The organism is Halomonas sp. AOP12-B1-6 (assembly GCF_052379225.1).
Classification (GTDB): domain Bacteria; phylum Pseudomonadota; class Gammaproteobacteria; order Pseudomonadales; family Halomonadaceae; genus Vreelandella; species Vreelandella casei.
Genome location: NZ_JBQSYK010000002.1, coordinates 364,548 through 384,888, shown reverse-complemented (window position 1 = coordinate 384,888; position 20,341 = coordinate 364,548). Strand labels below are relative to the sequence as shown.

The following is a 20,341-nucleotide window of genomic DNA, read 5'->3' as shown; positions in this document are numbered from 1 at the left end:
TAAGATGATGATTCCTTATGACGCTAACGTTGACAGTCAATGGACAAGAACATGAGCTGGCAGTGCCCCCGCATACGCTGCTACTCAATGTGCTGCGTAATGACCTAGCGCTTAATGGGCCTAAATACGGCTGTGGCTTGGGCGAATGTGGTGCATGCAGTGTATTGATCGATGGCATGGCCGCACGAACGTGCGTGCTACCCGTGTCCGCTGCCGTTGGCCATGACGTCATTACGCTTGATGGGCTGGCCAGCAACGGCCAGCTTGATCCTGTTCAGCAAGCCTTCATTGATGCGCAAGCAGCCCAGTGTGGCTACTGCCTGAACGGCATGATTATCACCGTTCGTGCGCTGTTAAATCATAACGCACAGCCTTCAGCGCAACAGATTCGTACCGCGCTTGAGCATAATCTGTGCCGATGCGGTACTCACGTTGAAATTCTGCAAGCAGCGCGCCTGGCTGTTGACCTCAATGCGAGCCGATTGCAGGAGCCACTTCATGAGTGAAGGGCAGCGGCTTCGTCGTCAGCATCATCAGGCGAGCATTCCCGCGGCATTGGCGCATTCACGCTATGGCGTCGTCGTACGCCCACCTCACTATCATTGGGATGGCGAGCGGTTTGAGAGCGATCGCTTAATCAGTGTTGATAGGTCCAGCATCGGCTCACTACCAGGTGCTATTGAGGTGGTGGTTGAAGAAGACTTTGTCGGTGTTGTTGCCGGCAGTTTGGCCTTGGCTATTGATGCGGCTAAACAGCTCAAGGTTGAGTGGCAATCCGTGCGTCAGCCAACCAATAGCGCACCTGATTCTATTAAATCTACGTCTCTCAAATTCAGCGCTGTTAAAACAAGCCCTCAATCGCAGGCGTCAATGCGTCAGCAGTATGGCTGGCCGAGCCGGATGCATTGGGGAAATAGCCCCGGCTGGGTGATCGCGGATTACCGCCAGCACCAGCTCGATATTTGGGGAGAAACCGTTACTCCACTGGCGCTTAAGCACGATTTAAGTCGCTTAACCGCATTGCCCGTTAACCAGATTGAACTCTATTGCCTCGACCAAACGCACGTGTCGCGTCAAGCAACCGGGCTTGGCCGCCATTGCGGCGATGATGCCGCTGTCGATGCGGCGCTAATGTCTAAGGCGGTGGGGGCTCCGGTAGCGGTTTGGCTTGATGCCCGCTATGCAAAAGATAAAGAGGCGCTGGGTCAGGCGCAGCGGATGACGCTAGAAGCCGATCTTGCCAGCAGCGGTGAGATCACCCGCTATCATTACCAGCAGGCTAGTATTATCGGTGAGGTCGCCGCTGTCGGGCTCTGGCTGAGTGGCAAGGCCGCGATCACCGAGCTTAGGGCTGAGGCTTCGGCTACTGAGGCTTCGGATAATAGTAACGATGCGGCGCCGTTTTCACCTTACGTTTTTCGCGACCAATATCTTGCTGCAAGAAGCCAATCCAATAGCCTTTCAAGTGATTCTACTGTCGTCGACATTCAGCAGGCGTTTGCGCGAGAGTCGTTTCTAGATGAGGTGGCTCGTGATAGCGAACAGGACCCCATTGCGCTGCGTCTTCGTCACCTCGACGATGCGCGTGGCATAGCGCTAATAGAGTCGGTCGCTAAACGGGCTGAATGGACGCTGCCTCTGTCGCCGCTTTCTCCCACGTCAGCGCCAAATTCAGCGCCGCAGGACCTGCTGCGAGGTCGCGGTTTTGCATACTCTCAGCTGCCAAGCCGTGATCAACGTGAGGCACCCGGTGTACGCTCCGCGTGGATTGCCGACGTAGTGGTTAACCGTATTACCGGTGAGGTGCAGCTGACCCGCTTGGTGGTTGGCCAAGACACGGGGCCTGATGTGGATACCGCGCGTCTTCAGCAAACGCTCCAAACACGGGTATTGGGTGAAGCTCGCCCACTTTTGGGTCAAAGCCCTGCGTTTGATGAGTGGGGTGATGGCCGCAATGTACTCGTGCCCGTCGCTTCAGGAGCAGGCAAGCTGGCTACGCGCGGCTATCAACCGGCAACGCAAAGGGTGCCTTCTTCGTTTAACCAACCTGCTACCGATGTATTAACCGGGGCTGAGCTGTCGCCCGGTGTTGCCGTGATTGCCAACGCGCTATTTGATGCGACCGGCATTCGTTTTCGCCAGCCTCCCTTTACTGCCAAGCGTGTCCGCCAGGCACTCCAAGAGCCGACGGTGGAGAGTACAGGGCGCCCGGCCAAACTGCAGCGGCCTGCGAAGCGACGCTGGTTAGCCGCTGCGGCACTGACTACAGTGGCGGGCACGGTGGCTATAGCATGGCCGTGGAAAGGCGCCGTGGTCCCTATTGCTCGGCCAGCCGCCAATCTTTATTCCGCCGATACCATTGAGCGCGGGCGGCTAGTCGCCGCCGCTGGTGATTGCGCAGCGTGCCATACCGCTGACAATGGTGTAGCCAACGTGGGTGGGCGTTCATTTGAAACGCCTTTTGGAACGCTCTACAGTACTAACATTACGCCAGACGAGGTAACGGGTATTGGTCAGTGGTCCTACGCGGCGTTTGAACGAGCAATGCGCCATGGCATCAGTCGCGATGGCAGTCATCTCTATCCCGCTTTTCCCTATACGGCGTTTGCCAAAACAAGTGATACCGACTTACAGGCGCTGTACGCCTACCTAATGTCTCAGCCGGCGGTGTCATCGGATAAAACCGTTAACGATCTTGCTTTTCCTTTCAGCGTACGCGCCTTAATGGCTGGCTGGAACACGCTTTATCACGACCCCACTCCCTTCCAGCCAGACCCCATGCAAAGCGAGCTTTATAATCGAGGCGCCTATCTGGCAGAAGGGTTAGGCCACTGCAGTGCTTGCCATAGCCCACGTAATGCCATGGGCGCGGAGAAAAGCGGCAAGAATTATTTTGCAGGGGCCTTTGTTGATGGCTGGGAGGCGCCGCCACTCAATGCGCTGTCGCGTGCGCCGGTTGCTTGGAGTGAAACATCGCTCTACGACTATTTGCGCCATGGTGAGTCGGCGCTGCATGGGGTTGCCTCTGGCCCGATGGCACCAGTCGTTGCGGGATTGGCCGAATTGCCTGAATACGACGTGAGAGCCATTGCCCACTATGTGGCCACACAGATGCAGGCACCGACGGATGATAGCGACGTAGCGGTGGCGAGGGCGGAGGAGCGTGTGGCTGGCGCAACGCTTAGTGCGCCCGGCTTGGAGGCGGGCGAGCGCCTATTCGATGGCGCTTGCGCAGCCTGCCACGTGGCAACCGGAGTACCTACTTTCTCCAGCGCGAGTACGTCACTCGCGCTGAATACCAATATTCATAGCGACCACCCAGACAACGTTATTCAGTCGATTTTAAGCGGTGTCCACGCAGACCACGTTCCAGGAACCGGCAGTATGCCTGGTTTTTCCGACAGTTTTAGCAATACCCAAATCGCTGATTTAGCGATGTATCTTCGAGCGCGCTTTGCACCAGATAAAGCACCTTGGCAACAACTAGAACAACGTAGCGCTGATTTACGCCAGCCTCACCAAAACAACACACACTCTACTCCATGATGTAATAAAACGAGGTGGACTATGAAACCTGAGTTTGGAAAACGAAGTAAATGGATATGGCTCGTATGGATAATTGTCCTGCTGAGCTATTTAGTGCCTTACACCCTGTTGAGCAATGTCGCGTTTTGGTACGGCAGCTTCTTGTTTTGGGCGGTTGCAGGGTTAATTGTCATTGCGCTGAACGTGTTTATCACTAAAGACTTCGAGGATCACAGCAATGACTGAGTCACTCATTTGGTGGTCTATTGCTATCTATTTATTGATTGCGGTAGGCATTGCGATTATGTCGCGACAAGGCGCTGCAGAAAGTATGTCAGGATACTTTTTGGGCAATCGACAGATGAATGGTTTTGTCTCGGCGCTGAGCTACAGTGCCACCACCTACAGCGCGTTTATGATGGTCGGTTTAGCAGGCCTCACCTACGCCGGAGGCGTGGGCGCACTGGGGTTTGAAATTATTTATTTTGCGGGCGTTTCCCTGGTGGCTATCTTCGGGCCGAAGTTTTGGGCCGTCGGAAAAAAGTTCGGTTATGTGACGCCAAGCGAAATGCTGGGTCATCGCTATAACAGCAAACATGTCGCAATGGCGGTTTCTCTTGCCAGCTGTATCTTCCTGATTCCTTATTCAGCGGTTCAGTTGGCGGGTGTAGGTTACCTGTTGCAAGGTATTACCGACGGGGCGATTACCTTTACGACGGGCGTCATCATGGCCACGATGATTGCTATCTTCTTCTCTTATATAGCGGGAATTCGCTCGGTCATGTGGACCGACTCTCTCCAGGCGATCATGATGATTGTGGCCTCGACGCTCGTGGCATTCCTGGTCATTCAGGGCCTGGGTGGTTTTGGCGCGCTATTTGACACGCTTGCGACGGAGCATCCTCAGTCACTCACGGTGCCGGGCTCGGGTTTGTTCAGCTTCGTTACTTTCTTAGGGCTAACGATTCCTTGGTTCTTCTTTAGCCTCTCTAATCCCCAAGTTAGCCAGCGCCTGTTTATGCCTTCTTCATTGCGCGCAATGCGTCAAATGCTGATTGGTTTTCTAGTGTTTGGCTTTATCTACACCATGGTGTCGGTACTGTGGGGCTTCTCAGCTTTAGCCGCTTTCCCCAGCCTTGCAAGTGCCGATTTGGCGACGCCCACGCTGCTAGCATCTGAGTTTGTACCACCGGTACTGGGTGTGATCGTGATGGTCGGCATTATGGCAGCAGCCGTTTCTACTATTGATTCCATCATGCTGACGCTGGCCTCAATGGTCTCTCGTGATGTGTATGCGAACGTGAAGCCTAACGTCAGTGAGAAACGCCAGCTGCTGGTGGGTAAGTTTGTTGTACCTGTCATCGCAATTTTGGCATTGGCCTTTGCCGAGCTGCAGTTGGACTTGATTGCCGTACTGTCAGTCGCCGCATCGTCTGGCCTGGTCGCGATGGTGCCCGCCATTATCGGCGCTTTCTATTGGAAGCGTGGCACTGGCGCTGGTGCCTTAGTCAGTGTGGTAGGCACGAGTGCCTTTGTGCTGCTGATGTATGCCACCGGAAACTCACTGCTGGGTCTGCCTTCCGGCATATGGGGAATCGTCGTCGCTAGCGTGCTTTTTGTTGGCGTTAGTCTGATGACCAAGCCTCATCAAGCAGCCACCGATGCTTTCTTTGACGCCATATCAGAAGAGCTGGGTAAAAAGCGCAGCCACAAGGTTAGCCCGTCGACTCAGGAGTCGAACGTTTAGTTTTATCTGACAATATTTAGAGCGTTTGAGGCCTAATATTGGAAGCTCAAACGCTCTCAAGAAGATTTTCCTAACACGATATAAGATTTACACCAGCGAAGTAGGAGTCTTTATGGATCATGCAGGCTTTACGGAAATCTGTCTCCATCAGTTAAAAATGTCCGGCGTACACGAAGGTGAAAGACTTGTGGTGCTTACGCAGGGAAGCGAGCGCCTGGAATATGCCGATGCCTTTATGGCCGCGGGTCAGCGTTTAGGCGCCAACATGTACCACATGCGCTTACCCGCTCCGCTACCCACTGGCGGTTGGAGCGTGGGTGCGACAGGGCTTGCCAGTATGCCCGACGCGGTGGAGGCGCTCAAAAATTGCGATATGCTGATCGACTGTATTTTTCTGCTTTTCTCACCTGAGCAAATGGCCATTCAAGCGGCCGGTACACGGATCTTAACCGCCGTTGAACCACCGGAATTGCTGGCCAGAATGCTGCCTACGAAGGAACTCCGGGAAAAGGTTGAATTAGCCGCCGAGTTGCTGGCAAAAGCCAAGGTTATGCGCATCACGTCGCCCCACGGAACGGATGTCACCTATCAACTTAATACATACGCCACCGTTGCTGAGTATGCCTGCACCGATGAGCCCGGGCGGTGGGACCATTGGCCGTCCGGCTTTGTATTTACCGGCGGTGATGATGACGGGGTTGATGGCACCATTGTCGTTGCGCCAGGCGATATTTTGCTGCCCCAGAATATGTATGTCAGAGAGCCGATTACGTACACCATCAAGAAGGGCTGGATTACCGATATCCGCGGTGGGCTAGATGCGGAGCTGGTTAAGTCCTACATGGAAAGCTTTAACGATCCGCGTGGGCTGGGTATGAGCCATGTCGGTTGGGGCATGAACCCCAATGCCAAGTGGCACCGTATGGTGCCTGGCGAGTTTCCCGGCGGCATGGGCATGGAGCCGCGCAGTTTTTATGGCAACGTAATGTTCTCTACCGGGCCAAATAATGAGTTAGGTGGCACTAACGATACGGCCTGCCATCTCGATATCCCGATGCGCAATTGCTCGCTGTTTCTGGATGGTGAACCTATTGTGGTTGATGGCGATATTGTCGTTAAAGAACTGCAAATGGCCAGACATTAATGCGTTAGAACCTGGTCGTGCCAAAGCCCTCAACAAAGCCCCTCAACCGAGGGGCTTTGACGTATTAGCGCCACACGTTTAGCTGTGCCCGATAATCATCCTGCGCTTGGCTGGCGCTGACAGGGGTTAGCCACACCTTCGTGCCCGGCAGGCATTGGGAAAGCATCGCGCAGGCGGTCGGGGTGAGCGCACCCAGGCGCGGATAGCCGCCAATTGTCTGGCGATCGTTCATGAGTATGATGGGCTGACCGTCAGGCGGTACTTGAACGGCACCGAGTGGAATGCCTTCGGAAATAATGCCGGTCAGTGAGCCATTCAGGACAGGTCCCGTGAGCCGCACGCCCATACGGTCGGCGCGGTTATCCACCGTCCAAGGCTGATTAAAAGCTTGGAACAGTGCGCGACCGCTAAACGAGGCGATCTGTGAACCGAGTACGATAGGTAAGCGGCAGCCTGACGCTGGCATCTGCGGGCCTTGGCCTTCCGCAATACGGCGAATCGCTGGGGCGGTGCCTTTCCATGTCAAGCGGTCGCCCACTTTCAGCGGTTTACCATCTTCATGTAAGCCGCCTAGCTGCTCACGGGCGGTGCAGGCGCGACTGCCCAGCACTTCGGGCGCATTTAGCCCGCCGGGAAACGCGAGGTAGGCCCGCAACCCCTGGCGAGGCTGGCGAAATACTAAGCGCTGGCCGGGCGTCAGGGTGAAGCTTGTGTTCGGGGCCAGTGGCTTGTCGTCTAACTGGGCATCCAAGTCAGCGCCCGTTAGCGCAAGGTGCACTTCGCATTCGGTTTCGAGGCTTAAGCCGCCGCCCATGACAATCTCGAGGGCTGCGCTGTTTGGCTCGTTGCCTAGCAGCCAGTTGGCCCATCGAAAAGAAATCCAGTCGGCCGCACCGCCTTGGGTCACGCCAAGATGGCCCACGCCAAATCGTCCGGCATCTTGAATTAACGCCAGCGGTCCTGCTTGTTTAACGAGCATTCCTGCGGGCGCTTTACGCGTAGCAACTTGGCTCATGAGCGCTCCTCCATCGGGGTGGTATCACCACCGTCCGCTTCAAACTCGGCGCGCGAGATCGCTTTAAACCGTACTTTGTCACCAGGGCGGAACAGGGGGTCGCCACGCTTGGCATACTCGAAAAGCGGCACGTTAGTACGGCCAAGAATGTTCCAGCCACCTGGCGAAAGCAGCGGGTAAATCGCCGTTTGGCGATCGGCAATACCTACGCTGCCTGTCGCGACTTTGCGGCGCGGCGTTTTTAAGCGCGGGGTGGCTAGCGCTTCATCTACCAAGCCCATGAAGCCATAGCCGGGCGCGAAACCGAGTGCGAATACGCAGTAGTCGTGGTTGCAGTGCTGTTCGACCAGCGCCTCGACGCTTAAGCCCGCGCGCTTGGCGACCAGGGGCAGCTCGGGCCCCACGCTTTCGTCATACCACACGGGAATTATGTGTAGTTCACCCGCTTGGGTATCTGCAGGCGTGAGGTTGCAAAGCGTCTTGTTGATAAGGCTTAGGGCATCGCTGTGATTCAGCTGCTGACAGTCGTAGTGAACTAATAGCGTGGTGTATGAGGGGACTAAATCAATTAAAGCGTTCCCAAAGGCGGCGCGCAGGGCTTGATCGGCGGCGATCACCCACGCCATATTGGCTTCATCAATGGTATCGAACAGGCGCACCATTAGGGCGTCCATGGCGGTCGTTTCAATGCGCATTTTAGGACGTATTTGAATGCTCGGTTTCACGCCTGCTCCAACGCCTGAAAGGCCTCGCGGATGGCACGCACGGCGGCCACTGATTCGGGATTGTCGCCGTGAACACAAAGTGTGTCGCAGGCCAGCTGTAGCGGAGTGCCGTCAAGTGAGGTGAGCGATTCGCCTTTCGCCAGCATCACCGCCTGATCGACGATAGTGTGCTGATCGTGATGAACGGCGTTCGGTAAGCGCCGTGAGGCCAGATGGCCATTGGCATCGTAGGCGCGGTCAGCAAATGTTTCGAACCATAGGGTAATGCCCAGCTTGGCGGCTAACTCGCGGTGCGGCGCAGCGTCGGCCGTCGACATCACCATCAGCGGCAGGCTGGGATCATAGGCACGCACAGCGCGCATCACGCCTTCGAGTAACGCAAGGTTAGCGGCCATGTCGTTATACAGCGCGCCATGGGGTTTTATGTAGCTGAGTTGCGTGCCTTCCGCTTGGCATATGCCCGCCAGTGCGCCGACTTGGTAGAGCACCATATCTTCAGCCTCTTCCGGGGAGCAGGCCATTGAGCGGCGGCCAAAGCCCATTAAATCGGGGTAGCCTGGGTGCGCACCAATACGCACGCCGTGCTGGACAGCCAGTTTGACGGTACGTCGCATCACATGAGGGTCAGAGGCGTGAAAGCCACAGGCGATATTGGCGCAATCGACATAGGGCATCACATCGGCATCTAAGCCGAGGCTCCAGTTGCCAAAACTTTCGCCCATATCGCAGTTAAGCAGGGGGATGGCCATAGCGACTCCTGTTATTTAGGTGCTTTCACTTAGCAAAAGCTAACGTGTAAACCACCAACAATATATGAATACGGCTTGCCCAGTGCCAATCGTTTTTGATAATTTTTATTTTCTACTGCTCTTATCATATTGTTATTGGTTGGAAAAATGATTAATCGCTGAGCGCGATATATTTTAGCGCTAGCAGCAGGGCGTGATAAAAGCGTTGGCTGTAGTCACTGTTAAAAGTGGCCTCAACATTGCATGGTTAATGCATCGTCACGTGCGTCATCACTCTGTTTAAAGGGCTGGCAGTACGACAACGCTTATTTTATCAGTCAACCATTGCTAGAGCATTCCGTATGGCCTGCCCAAGCGCTATGCTCAGAGGGCGAATGGATATTACAACAACACGTTTCTCCGGGCGTTGGATTACTTCCAGTGCCTCCTCTGGTACTACTACAGAAGTAACACATTAATAAAATGAATAAGAGGGTTCTCAAGATGCGCAAAACACTAACGTCTACACTGCTACTGGCAACTGCCTGCGGCTTAACGGTCACGGCTCACGCTGCCGAATGGACTATGGCCACGCCCTATGGCGATGCTAGCTTCCACACTCAAAATACCAAGCAGTTCGCCGAAGATGTGGCAGAAGCTACCGATGGTGAGCTGACCATCACCGTTCATAGCGGGGGGGCATTGGTCGCTCATGGGGAAATTAAGCCGTCGGTCCGCCGGGGCACTATTGATGCAGGTGAAGTGTTTCTCTCGGTTCTGTCCAACGATGACCCTATTTTTGAAGTCGACACGCTGCCAGGCGTAGCGGGTAGCTATGATGATGCCTACGCGCTTTGGGAAGCGACTAAGCCCATGATTACCGAGCTATTTGCTGATCAAGGATTGATTCCTTTGTATGCGGTTGCGTGGCCCGCGCAAGGTATTTACACCGCAGAAGCACTCACAGATCCTGCGCAGTTTGAAGGGTTGCGCGTTCGTGCTCCTAACATCAATACCCAGCGCTTCGTCGATTACTTGAGTGGCAGCCCCACAGAAACCGAAGAATCGGATATTCCCACCGCGTTCAGCACTGGCCGAGTGGATGCCATGATTACCTCCAGCTCCACCGGCAGTTCCATGGCCGCGTGGGATTATGTAACGGATTACACCAATGCCAACCTGTGGCTGCCTAAAAATATAATATTCATGAGTCAGCGTAGTTTTGATGGGCTGGATGAAGCGACTCAGGACGCGTTAATGGAAGCCGCCGCTGAGGCTGAAAAACGTGGCTGGGAGATGAGCCAAGAAGATAACGATGCTAGTTTGGTCACGTTGGAAGAGAAAGGTGTTGCGGTTTCTGAGCCTAATGAAGCCATATCCGCTGCCCTACAGTCGGCTGGCGACAAGCTCTTTGAAGACTGGCAGTCTCGTGCCGATGACGAAGCTAAGCAGGCACTGGAAGCTTATCGCGATCAGCGGGATAGCTAATCCTCATCTTGATAGCTCTTGTGAGGGGCTGGCTTTGGCCAGACCCTCTGTTTTTCCCATGTGCTTCGCGAGACTGTGAATATGACGTTTAAATTCGACAAACTCTATCGTCTGGGAGCTTGGGGAGCAGCGGCGTGTATGGTGGCTATCTGTGCGCTCATCGCGTTCCAGGTGACCTTTCGATTGATAGATGCTCTGCTTGTACTGGTTGGCTTGAGTCGCCTGGGTTTAAGTATTACCGGCGTTTCGGAACTGGCTTCTTACCTGCTGGTAGGGGCGACCTTTTTAGGATTAGCCTACACCTTTGTGCACCATGCCCATATTCGTGTGACGCTGCTGATTGCACGTCTGCCATCGGCCGTGCGCGTTTGGTTTGAAGTATTTTGTTTAATTATTGCGCTGGCGATCAGCCTAATACTGAGTTACGGCCTGATTGAGCTGGCAAGAGAAAGTTTGGCGTATAACGATGTTTCCTCAGGATTTTTGTCGATTCCGCTATGGATTCCCCAAACCGTGCTGGCGACGAGCGTCGGCCTGCTGTGTTTGGCCCTTATCGAAGCCTTGTTGATGGCATTGCGCATCGCCGCCCGCGACCCCTCGAGCTTTCGCGAGGCCACCGCGACGGATGACAGTGAGATGCACTGAGGTTATGTCTGCTAAGTCTATGACAACTCACTTTGTACTTACTCAGCCCATGCTTTTTATTCCGGAGACGCCCGCGTGCTATTACTAAGTTTGGCTACCATTCTTACTCTTATGCTATTGCTTGGCAGCGGGGTGTGGATCGCCTTCGCGCTGATCGGCACTGCCTGGATAGCATTAGAGTTCTTCAGCTCGTTCTCACCAGGATCGATCTTAGCCTCAGATTTTTGGGGGGCTAGCTACGGCTGGGACCTTACCGCACTGCCTATGTTTATCTGGATGGGTGAAATACTGTTTCGCTCAGGCCTTGCCGACAATATGTTTCGCGGCCTGTCACCCTGGCTGAATCGACTGCCTGGCCGTTTACTTCATACCAATATTATTGGCAGCGGGATGTTTGCTGCGGTGTGCGGCTCTTCCGCGGCGACCTGCGCTACGGTGGGCAAGATGACGCTACCAGAGCTTGAACGACGGGGCTACGACAGCAATATGGCGATTGGTACGCTGGCCAGCGCCTCGACGCTGGGGCTGTTGATTCCACCGTCTATCGTGCTGATCGTCTACGGTGTGGTGACTGAGCAGTCGATCTCCAGGCTGTTTATGGCAGGCATTGGCCCCGGTTTAATGATCCTGGCAATGTTTATGACCTATCTCATTTTATGGGCGCTGCTTAAAGGCAATCGTGAAGGGCTTACCGGTGAAGATGAGTCGGACATGAGCTTTGCGGAAAAGCTGCGTAATACGTGGTCACTCGTCCCTATTTTGCTACTGATCGGCGGCATTGTCTTTTCAATCTATGGTGGGTTAGCGTCGCCCACTGAGGCGGCTGCGGTGGGTGTGGTGCTATCGATTGTGATTGCACGTTTTAACGGTCACTTTGATCGCGATATCTTCAAAAACTCACTGTTTGCCGCTGTCCGTACGGCCTGCATGATCGCGTTTATTATTGCCGGCGCCTCATTTTTAACCTCGGCGATGGGCTTTACTCAAGTGCCCATGAAACTGGCTCAAGCGATTAGTGAAATGGGGCTTTCACCCACCATGCTGCTGGTAGCACTGACCCTGCTTTTGCTGGTGATGGGGTGTTTTCTCGACGGTATCTCGCTGATTCTGCTGGTGACGGCGATTATTATGCCGGTGGTAAGCGCTGCGGGCTTCGATTTGATTTGGTTTGGTATTTACCTGGTCGTAGTGGTTGAAATGTCGCAGATTACGCCGCCAGTTGGTTTTAATCTGTTCGTGATTCAAGGATTAACCGGTAAAGATATTCTGACCATTACCAAGGCCACGCTGCCGTTTTTCCTACTGATGCTGCTGGCGATTGCATTAATGCATATCTTTCCCGGCATCGCCCTCTACCTGCCTGAAGCTATGAATAAATAAACGCTCGGATTGGCCATGAGGCAGCATCCAGGCTGCTTTGAAAATGCCTGGATGCTTAACTGATACTCTTGGTAGCCGCGCGGCTAACCTCCTAATCCAGTGCACAAGTCCTTTTAGTAAGCCCTGTCTTCAATCAGTCAGTCCTGGGCATTTCTTTGCTAAAGTGGAATGGTTCGTTCTGTTCATTAAGGAGTCTCCATGCGAATTCTCTTCACTGGCGGCAGCGGCAAGGCCGGTCGTCATGCGACGGCCTACCTGCGCGATCAGGGCCACCGAGTCACCAATCTGGATTGGATTGTGTCCGACGTGCCCGGTATCACCACTCTGAAGGTCGACTTGACGGACGCTGGCCAGGTGTTTAATGCATGCCAAGCTTACGCAGGGATCGACGAGCTTGAACCGGGCACCGGCGTGCCGCGTTACGATGCTATTGTCCATTTCGCCGCTATTCCCGCTATCCTGCACCGGCCGGATAATGAAACCTATCGTATTAATACACTCAGTACCTATAACGTGCTGGATGCCGCCACTCGGCTAGGTATTCCTAAGGTGATTTTTGCCTCCAGCGAGACCACTTACGGCATCTGCTTTGCGGATGGTGAGAAGACACCGGACTATCTGCCGGTCGATGAGGAGCATCCCACCGTTCCCCAGGACAGCTACGCTATGAGCAAGGTGGTTAATGAGGTAACGGCGCGTTCCTTTCAGGCGCGCTCAGGTATCGATATCTACGGCTTAAGAATCAATAACGTTATTGAGCCGCATGAATACGCCGAGCTATTTCCGGACTTTTTAGATCAACCGGCTATGCGCCAGCGCAATATCTTCGCCTACATTGATGCGCGTGATCTGGGGCAGATGGTCGACTGTTGCCTGAAGACAGATGGCCTGGGTTACGAGGTCTTCAATGTTGCCAATAACGATCTTTCGGTTGGCCTGACGAATGCCCAGGTGATTGAACGCTTTTACCCGAACGTGCCGCTCAGGCGCGAGATGGGCGAGTTCGAAACTTTCTATAGCAATGACAAAGCACGTCGTCTTGTCGGTTTCGCACCGACTTACTCATGGCGGGATGCGTTACCGAGCGCTGATAGCGAGCGATAAAGAGAGGGATAAAGAGAGCGATAAAGAGAGCGATAAAGAGAGGGATTAGCAGCGTCATCGTTTTGTCATGGCCCTTGGCATACTCTACGCACCGCGAGCCCACGATGAGAGGAGTGCCGCTATGCGCCTGGCCTTGTTTGACCTTGATGACACGCTTCTGGACGGAGACTGCAGCGCCCGCTGGAACCTATGGATGATAGAGCAAGGTTGGATCAGCGATGCCGAGACCTTTATGGCGCGTGCAGAGCTGATGCAGCAGGCCTACCACGCGGGAAAGCTTAAGCTTGAAGAGTATCTGGCGATGACGCTGAAGCCGCTGCGCGGGCGCCGTGTTGTTGATGTTCAAAAGGAGGTCGAGCGGTTTGTTGCGACCCACCTGCAGCCGCGTATTTTCGACCAAGCATGGGCGTGTTTGGAGTCGCACCGCCAGGCTGGCGATACAATGGTGCTGATTTCAGCCTCTTCCCGTCACTTGGTGGCGCCCATGGCGGTGACGCTAGGTATTGACCACGTCCTGGCGGTAGAGCCTAGTGTCGAAAGCGGTATTAATGAACAAGCACGCTATACCGGCGGTAGCGAGGGCATCTTTTCATATCGCGGCGGAAAGGTCTTACGTCTTCAACAGTGGTTAGCGGAACAACAGGTAACGCCTAGTCACATCACGTTTTACTCTGATTCACGTAACGACTTGCCCTTATTGCAGTACGTTGACTGCCCTGTAGCGGTGAACCCCGACCCAGTGCTGGCTGAGGTAGCGAGTGTAGAAGGGTGGCCATGCTTAAACTGGCGAACACCCTTGCATATTGTGTCGCCTCACGCTTTAGATAAGCATTTTTCTATGTCAGCGCCTGCCATATCAAGTTAAAGCCTACTAAAAACATCGCCAGAATTACTAAACGATAGAACAGCTTTTCGTTAACTCGGCTTTGTAGCCACAAGCCGTTACGCACCCCAATCCAGGCAATCGGCACCAGCACCAGCGAGGCCCAGGCGCTGGTCACGTTAATCTCGCCAAGCCACATGTATGGCGCCAGTTTAATGACGTTAACCACCGCAAACGTCACCGCGCAGGTCGCGATAAAGGTTTCTTTGGCCAGTTTGCGCGGCAGCATATACACGTTCAGCGGCGGCGCACCGGCGTGGGCCATAAAACTGGTAAAACCGCAGATGGTGGAAGCCGGTAACGCCCATCGGGTGGAAATAGGTTTCTTGGCGACGGGTTTAAGCAGCATGTAAGCGGCAAACAGCAAGGTGATAGCACCCAGTGTCAGACGTAAGCCTTCTTCACTTAGGCGGTCGAACAACAGCGTCCCCACCGCAACACCGACGAACAGCCCCGGTACAAAGCGCCAGACTTCGGCTATATCATGCTTGCCCCACCACGCTTTTACCGCGAACACGTCCATGACCAGCAATAGTGGTAGCAGCAGGCCTGCTGCCTGAGCGGGGCTAATCGCCAGCGCCATCAACGGCACTGAAAGCGTACCGAAGCCCCCCGCAAAACCACCTTTTGAGATGCCGGTCAGGTAGACGGAAAACACAATCAACAGCCAGGCGATAACGGAGTAGTCGGGCAGCATGAGGGGCCTCTATATGCTTTAAAGGGGTGGTAAAAAAAAGCCCCGCGTGAGCGAGGCACAACAGCATAGCATTAGACAGTCGTTAGCAGGCAAAGCAGGCTATCGAAAAGCAGGATGTTGAAAAACTGAGCGTCGATTTAGCTTTCCATCATCCACTCATGATCGGGGTCGTTATGGAACTGCCAGGCACGCTTAGGGCCTGCCATTACATTAAGGTAGTAGAGCGAGTAGCCATGAGCAGCACCCACAGGGTGGTAGCCTTTGGGCACCAGTACGCAGCAACCGTTTTCGATGGCCATCGTTTCATCAAGAGACCGGTCGTCGGTATAAACACGCTGAAACGCAAAGCCTTGGGCAGGGTTAATGCGATGGTAGTAGGTCTCTTCCAGCCGGGTTTCTTGGGGTAAGTTATCCACATCGTGTTTGTGGGGTGGGTAGCTTGACCAGTTGCCGGCGGGGGTAAACACTTCGACCACCAGCAGGCTGTCTGCCGGTTCGCCTTCAGGCAGGATGTCGTGCACATGGCGCGTGTTAGTACCCTGCCCACGTGTACTTTGTTTGATGTTGTCCGGGGCAATTAGGCGTGGCGAATGATTGCCGTGGCCTGGGGCCGCGCAGACCGCCAGCTCCAGATCCGTGGTGGCCTCCACTTGATAGCTAACGTCGTTGGGTAGATAAACGGCGTAAGGAGGGATCTGTTCAAAAATATCCATCCGTTCGCCGATGTCCTCGAAAGAGTGCTCGCCGCTTGCCACATTCGCACGTCCCGTCAGCAGTACGAGGCATACTTCCTGGTGGTTAGTGCTCGCTTCCAGGCGTTCTCCTTTGGCGAGTTTATGCACACGGAAACCGACATACTCCCAGCCTGCAGAGGCGGGGGTAACGTTAATAACGGTGCCTTTTTCATCCGGGGCAGCGGGGCGTACTAGTAGTGATGACATGCGTTTCTCCTTTATTTAGTAAAGGCTGTGTCAGTCTGCAGTAGAATCTTGCGGCCTTCTCGCAACGAGAGCTCGGCGGCATCGGCTAAACGCAACGCTTCTAAACCATCTTGTGCGCCTGCAAGCGGCGCGCGGTTCTCCTGCCAGGCATCAACAAAGTCACCGATTTCAAGCCGGTACGCTTGTGCGTAGCGCTCTAAGAAAAACCACTGAGGCTTATCTTCTATTTGTCCTGCCTCGCCGGTGAAGCGCAGACGAGTATCGCTTTCATTTTGTGCCTGAAGCATACCTTGACTACCAAAGGCTTCAATACGTTGGTCGTAGCCGTAGCAGGCACGACGCGAATTACTGATTTGGCAGAGCTTTCCACTGGCCGTGGTGAGAGTGACCATAGCCGTATCGACATCACCTGCTTCGCCAATGGCTGGGTCGATGATGCTACTGCCTACGGCAAAAACACTTTCTATCGGCTCATCTAGCAGCCAGCGGGCCATATCAAGATCATGAATCATCATGTCCCGAAACAGGCCGCCGGACTCGGCTATATATTCGGCAGGCGGGGGAGAGGGGTCGCGGCTGATGATTGTCAGCGTTTCCAATGCACCAATACGTCCTTCGGTAACCGCTTTTTTAAGGGCCGAAAACTGGGGATCATGTCGGCGGTTAAAGCCCAGCGCGCAGGTCACAGGGTGCTCGCTAAGCACTTGAAGGGCATCACGAGTGCGGGCTAAATCCAGAGCGATCGGCTTTTCACATAAAACGGCTTTGCCTGCGCGCGCTGCACGTTCTAGATACTCGGCGTGGGTGGGCGTGCTAGAGGCGATTAGCACTGCGTCGATGCTGTCATCTGCAAAAATAGCGTCTACAGAGACGGCTTGGCTTGCATACTGATTTGCCAACGCCTCGGCGGCGGGAGCGTAAAAGTCAGCCACGGCAGCCAGCGTTACGTCGGGGTGTGAATGAATCGCTTGGGCATGCACCTTGCCAATGCGTCCAGCACCAATGAGTGCAAGTCTCATCGTCTTTCTCCTATTGTAATTGTAGCCGCGTCTATGCGGATGTCCGTGTTTAGGGGTTGCGTTGCTGATCTTGCTGAATGGCTTTTTCGCGTGCTTTGTCCTGACGCATTCCCAGGCTGATTGCCAAGGCTTGCGTCAAGCACAGTGAGGCAGTTAGACCACGGAAACTTTTTACTTCGGCTTCGTTAACCACAAAGACCACGTCGGCAAAACTTGCGAGTGGGCTAAGGTGGGAGTCCGTAATTACGATGATAGGCAAGCCCCGTTGCTTAGCACCTTCACACGCACGCTGACTCTCTTCGGCATAGGGCGAAAAACTAATCGTTAAGAGAGCATCGTGCTGGCTCATTGCACGTAACTGCTCGCGGTACATACCGCCCAATCCGCTAACCAGCAACGCGGGCTTATCCACATGCGCCAGGGCATAAGTCATATAACTAGCCACCACAAAACTGCGCCGTGCCCCCATCACATGAATAGCATGGGCTTTTTCAAAAATATCCAGCGCTTTTTCCAGGCTTTCTGGGTCAATGCGGCTAGGCAATTGCTCTAAAACGGCACGATTAGCATCGGCAAATTCCCATAGTAGCTGCGTGCTGTCGGGCGTTTCTCCGGTGGCACTGCGCACCGCGCGAATTCGCTCAGTGTAGTTGGGAAGCTCATCTACCAAGCGACTGCGAAACAGCTGCTGCATTTCAGAAAAGCCTTTAAACCCCAAACTATTGGCTAAGCGAATTAACGTGGAAGGGGTGACATCGGCCTGCTCAGCGATTTTCGCTACGGTCGCGAGTGCGACTTCTTGAGGATGATCGAGCATAAAGCGCGCGGTTTGCTGCAAGCGTTTGCTCAGCGTGGCGTACTCAGTACTCATTAGCGCTTCCAGCTCGCGATAACTTTGAGGCTGCTTTTGTGGAGGCTGCTGCATAAACATTCCTCAGCGTTAGATTGTGCGCCACTTGGCAATCTCAGAGCCAAATGGCGAGTTGCTATGTAGTCTAGTTCAAGTGAAATAAATATTCCAATAATACCAAAGTATAGAATAAATAGTTTGCAATAGGGTCGATGTGGAATCTATATTTCATAGCGCCAAGGCATTAAATGCCGCTTCTCGACCAACAACGATAATGTTAAGAGGAATTATTTATGGCACGTCTATCTCTATCCCGCTGGCCTCAATGGCTCTTAGCCTCAGCGGCCACCACCGCGCTAATGGCGGGGGCCGCACAGGTGCAAGCACAAGGTCAGGCACAAGAAGAGAACCGCTTCGTCATGGTGACCCATGGTGTTCCCTCGGACCCTTTCTGGTCAGTGGTTAAAAATGGCGCAGAAGCGGCCGCTGAAACAGTGGGCGCAACGCTTGAGTATCGTGCACCTTCAACCTTCGACATGGCCAAGATGCAGCAGCTCGTGGAGGCGGCGGTGGCGTCTCAGCCAGACGGTTTAATCCTTTCTTTCACCGATGAAAGTGCACTCGGCAGCGTTGTTCAAAATGCAGTGGATAACGGCATTCCCGTTATCACGATTAACTCCGGAGGCGACGTGGCGCGCAATTACGGTGCCCGCTTGCATATCGGGCAAAGCGAGTATGAGGCGGGCCGCCAAGCCGCCGAGCGCATGCAAGAGATGGGCGTCGAGAAAGGCGTTTGCGTTAACCATGAGCAAGGCAATCAGGGGCTTGATCAGCGTTGTGACGGTTTTGTCGATGGCTTTGACGGTAACGCCGAGCAGCTAGCAACGACGTACGACCCCACGGCCATCCGAAATGCCATTATCGCTTATCTTAATCAGAACAATGATGTTCGCGGTGTGTTAACGCTAGGCGCCCTAGCCGCTGAGCCAATGATTAGTGCCATGCGCGATCAAGGCGCTACCGAGATGTTCACTCTAGCTACCTTTGATCTCTCGCCTGGCATTCTGGAAGCCCTTGATGCGGGCGAGCTGGACTTCGCGATCGACCAGCAGCAGTACATGCAAGGCTACTTGCCCGTCATGTTCCTAGATCAGTTCGTCAAGAATGGACTGCTACCCGCAGGGGATGTTGCCACCGGCCCTGGGTTTGTCACTCAAGAAAACGCTGCACAGGTTATTGAGTTAAGTAGCCAGGGCATCCGTTGATAACTACCTAATCGGAAAAGGCTCGGCGATGTTGAGCCTTGGGAGTCGGTCACCATGAGTTCCACTGAAACGAAACCATCGGTTGCGCCAGTAGCGGCTGAGCAAGATGAGCGTATCCAGAGAGTCTCTTTCTGGAAGAAAGCGCTTAACCGTCCCGAGTTGGGGGCGCTGGCCGGTGCCGTGCTGGTGCTTGCCTTTTTTATAGCGGCTTCCAGTGGCACCGGGATGTTTACCCCAGCGGGTATTATTAATTTTCTTGAAGTCGCCGCTCAGCTCGGCATTATCGCCACGGCCGCCGCGCTGCTGATGATCGGCGGAGAATTTGATCTCTCGATTGGCTCGATGATTGGTTTGGCAGGCATTCTGATTGCCATTCCTGCAGTGGAGTATGGCTGGCCGCTGTGGGCCGCTATTTTAATGGCGTTCGCCTGTGCGGGCCTGGTGGGCTGGATTAACGGGAATCTGGTCAATAAAACGGGGTTACCGTCATTTATCGTTACCCTGGGCTTCCTGTTCATTCTGCGTGGCCTGGCTATCGGTACTAGCCGGTTATTGACGGGGCGTACTCAGGTGGGGGGAGTGCAGGAGCATATCCCAGGAGATTGGTTCGCGGCGCTTTTCTCTGGAGAAGTCGCTACGGGATTATTTAGCTGGATGGCAGCAAATGGCTGGATGGCGACCAACTTTGCGGGCAACCCCACGGTCACCGGCATTCCTGTGTCGATTGTCTGGTGGCTGGGCTTAACCGCTGTAGCGACTTGGGTGCTGCTATGCACGCCTTACGGAAACTGGATCTTCGCCAGTGGTGGCGATGCCAATGCGGCGCGCAATTCGGGCGTTCCCGTCCATCGCGTCAAGATTTCACTGTTCATGTTCACCGCTTTCTCGGCCACCATCTTTGCCTGCATTCAGGTGATGGACACCGGTTCGGCGGACACCATCCGTGGCCTGCTAAAAGAGCTGGAAGCGATTATCGCGGTGGTGATCGGTGGCGCTTTGCTGACCGGAGGCTATGGGTCTGCGATAGGGGCCGCGCTGGGGGCGCTGATTTTCGGCATGGTGCAAATGGGAATTTTCTACACCGGTGTCAATACTGACTGGTTCCAGGTTTTTCTGGGCGTGATGTTGCTGGTGGCGGTGTTATTCAACAACTACATGCGCAAAAAGGCGATGGAGGCTAAATAA

Annotated in this window: 19 protein-coding genes; 12 read left to right on the top strand and 7 right to left on the bottom strand. The window is 54.3% G+C overall.

Features of this window, described 5'->3' with window-relative positions:
* The first annotated feature begins 17 nt into the window (after positions 1-17).
* The 5 genes from ACT3TR_RS07080 (at position 18) to ACT3TR_RS07060 (ending at position 6,416) form a co-directional block, all read left to right on the top strand.
* Positions 18-506: a (2Fe-2S)-binding protein gene (locus ACT3TR_RS07080; protein ID WP_441685358.1), complete on the top strand. Its 489-nt coding sequence runs from the start codon at positions 18-20 to the stop codon at positions 504-506.
* The gene (locus tag ACT3TR_RS07075) at positions 499-3,546 is read left to right on the top strand and encodes a c-type cytochrome (RefSeq protein ID WP_444624878.1); all 3,048 of its coding nucleotides are present in this window, start codon (positions 499-501) and stop codon (positions 3,544-3,546) included. Before ACT3TR_RS07080 ends, ACT3TR_RS07075 begins: the two co-directional genes overlap by 8 nt.
* A gap of 21 nt (positions 3,547-3,567) precedes the next feature.
* Complete coding sequence (locus ACT3TR_RS07070; RefSeq protein WP_192535788.1) at positions 3,568-3,771, top strand: hypothetical protein; 204 nt, start codon at positions 3,568-3,570, stop codon at positions 3,769-3,771.
* A complete protein-coding gene (locus ACT3TR_RS07065; RefSeq protein ID WP_444624879.1) occupies positions 3,764-5,272 on the top strand; it encodes a sodium:solute symporter family protein in 1,509 nt (502 codons plus the stop codon). The genes ACT3TR_RS07070 and ACT3TR_RS07065 overlap by 8 nt, the downstream gene beginning before the upstream one ends.
* A gap of 112 nt (positions 5,273-5,384) precedes the next feature.
* Positions 5,385-6,416, top strand: coding sequence for a leucyl aminopeptidase (locus ACT3TR_RS07060; protein ID WP_441685364.1), 1,032 nt, complete (start codon positions 5,385-5,387; stop codon positions 6,414-6,416).
* Positions 6,417-6,480: 64 nt separating this feature from the next.
* On the opposite strand, the gene ACT3TR_RS07055 is transcribed toward ACT3TR_RS07060, so the two are convergent.
* Genes ACT3TR_RS07055 through ACT3TR_RS07045 form a run of 3 tightly spaced genes read right to left on the bottom strand, consistent with a single transcriptional unit; the run spans position 6,481 to position 8,905 of the window.
* Complete coding sequence (locus ACT3TR_RS07055) at positions 6,481-7,431, bottom strand: biotin-dependent carboxyltransferase family protein (protein ID WP_441685366.1); 951 nt, start codon at positions 7,429-7,431, stop codon at positions 6,481-6,483.
* Positions 7,428-8,126: a 5-oxoprolinase subunit B family protein gene (locus ACT3TR_RS07050; RefSeq protein WP_441685401.1), complete on the bottom strand. Its 699-nt coding sequence runs from the start codon at positions 8,124-8,126 to the stop codon at positions 7,428-7,430. The genes ACT3TR_RS07055 and ACT3TR_RS07050 overlap by 4 nt, the downstream gene beginning before the upstream one ends.
* A 26-nt stretch (positions 8,127-8,152) precedes the next feature.
* Complete coding sequence (locus ACT3TR_RS07045) at positions 8,153-8,905, bottom strand: 5-oxoprolinase subunit PxpA (protein WP_096277394.1); 753 nt, start codon at positions 8,903-8,905, stop codon at positions 8,153-8,155.
* A gap of 483 nt (positions 8,906-9,388) precedes the next feature.
* On the opposite strand from ACT3TR_RS07045, the gene ACT3TR_RS07040 reads away from it, so the two are divergent.
* The 5 genes from ACT3TR_RS07040 (at position 9,389) to ACT3TR_RS07020 (ending at position 14,366) form a co-directional block, all read left to right on the top strand.
* Positions 9,389-10,372: a TRAP transporter substrate-binding protein gene (locus tag ACT3TR_RS07040; protein ID WP_441685368.1), complete on the top strand. Its 984-nt coding sequence runs from the start codon at positions 9,389-9,391 to the stop codon at positions 10,370-10,372.
* 81 nt (positions 10,373-10,453) lie between these two features.
* Complete coding sequence (locus ACT3TR_RS07035; protein ID WP_441685370.1) at positions 10,454-11,017, top strand: TRAP transporter small permease; 564 nt, start codon at positions 10,454-10,456, stop codon at positions 11,015-11,017.
* A 75-nt stretch (positions 11,018-11,092) separates the two neighbouring features.
* Entirely contained in the window at positions 11,093-12,397 is a 1,305-nt protein-coding gene (locus ACT3TR_RS07030; protein WP_096277400.1) for a TRAP transporter large permease, read from the top strand.
* A 198-nt stretch (positions 12,398-12,595) separates the two neighbouring features.
* Positions 12,596-13,501 (top strand): NAD-dependent epimerase/dehydratase family protein, encoded by a 906-nt coding sequence (locus ACT3TR_RS07025; protein WP_444624880.1) that lies wholly within the window; start codon positions 12,596-12,598, stop codon positions 13,499-13,501.
* Between the two features lie 121 nt (positions 13,502-13,622).
* A complete protein-coding gene (locus ACT3TR_RS07020) occupies positions 13,623-14,366 on the top strand; it encodes an HAD family hydrolase (RefSeq protein WP_444624881.1) in 744 nt (247 codons plus the stop codon).
* Here the strand turns inward: ACT3TR_RS07020 and ACT3TR_RS07015 are convergent.
* The 4 genes from ACT3TR_RS07015 to ACT3TR_RS07000 all read right to left on the bottom strand — a co-directional run bounded on the left by ACT3TR_RS07015 (position 14,338) and on the right by ACT3TR_RS07000 (position 17,966).
* A complete protein-coding gene (locus ACT3TR_RS07015; RefSeq protein WP_441685377.1) occupies positions 14,338-15,081 on the bottom strand; it encodes a sulfite exporter TauE/SafE family protein in 744 nt (247 codons plus the stop codon). The two genes, ACT3TR_RS07020 and ACT3TR_RS07015, sit on opposite strands and share 29 nt — an antisense overlap.
* A gap of 137 nt (positions 15,082-15,218) precedes the next feature.
* Positions 15,219-16,022 (bottom strand): 5-deoxy-glucuronate isomerase, encoded by an 804-nt coding sequence (gene iolB / locus ACT3TR_RS07010; RefSeq protein ID WP_096277409.1) that lies wholly within the window; start codon positions 16,020-16,022, stop codon positions 15,219-15,221.
* Positions 16,023-16,033: 11 nt separating this feature from the next.
* Positions 16,034-17,041 carry an inositol 2-dehydrogenase gene (gene iolG / locus ACT3TR_RS07005; protein WP_096277411.1) on the bottom strand — a complete coding sequence of 336 codons (1,008 nt, stop codon included), beginning with the start codon at positions 17,039-17,041 and terminating at the stop codon, positions 16,034-16,036.
* A 49-nt stretch (positions 17,042-17,090) separates the two neighbouring features.
* Positions 17,091-17,966, bottom strand: a complete 876-nt coding sequence (locus ACT3TR_RS07000; protein WP_096277413.1) for a MurR/RpiR family transcriptional regulator — start codon at positions 17,964-17,966, stop codon at positions 17,091-17,093.
* 218 nt (positions 17,967-18,184) lie between these two features.
* Between ACT3TR_RS07000 and ACT3TR_RS06995 the strand changes: the two genes are divergently transcribed.
* Both ACT3TR_RS06995 and ACT3TR_RS06990 read left to right on the top strand, forming a co-directional pair.
* Positions 18,185-19,156: a sugar ABC transporter substrate-binding protein gene (locus ACT3TR_RS06995; protein ID WP_096277415.1), complete on the top strand. Its 972-nt coding sequence runs from the start codon at positions 18,185-18,187 to the stop codon at positions 19,154-19,156.
* Between the two features lie 54 nt (positions 19,157-19,210).
* The gene (locus ACT3TR_RS06990; RefSeq protein ID WP_301733742.1) at positions 19,211-20,341 is read left to right on the top strand and encodes an ABC transporter permease; all 1,131 of its coding nucleotides are present in this window, start codon (positions 19,211-19,213) and stop codon (positions 20,339-20,341) included.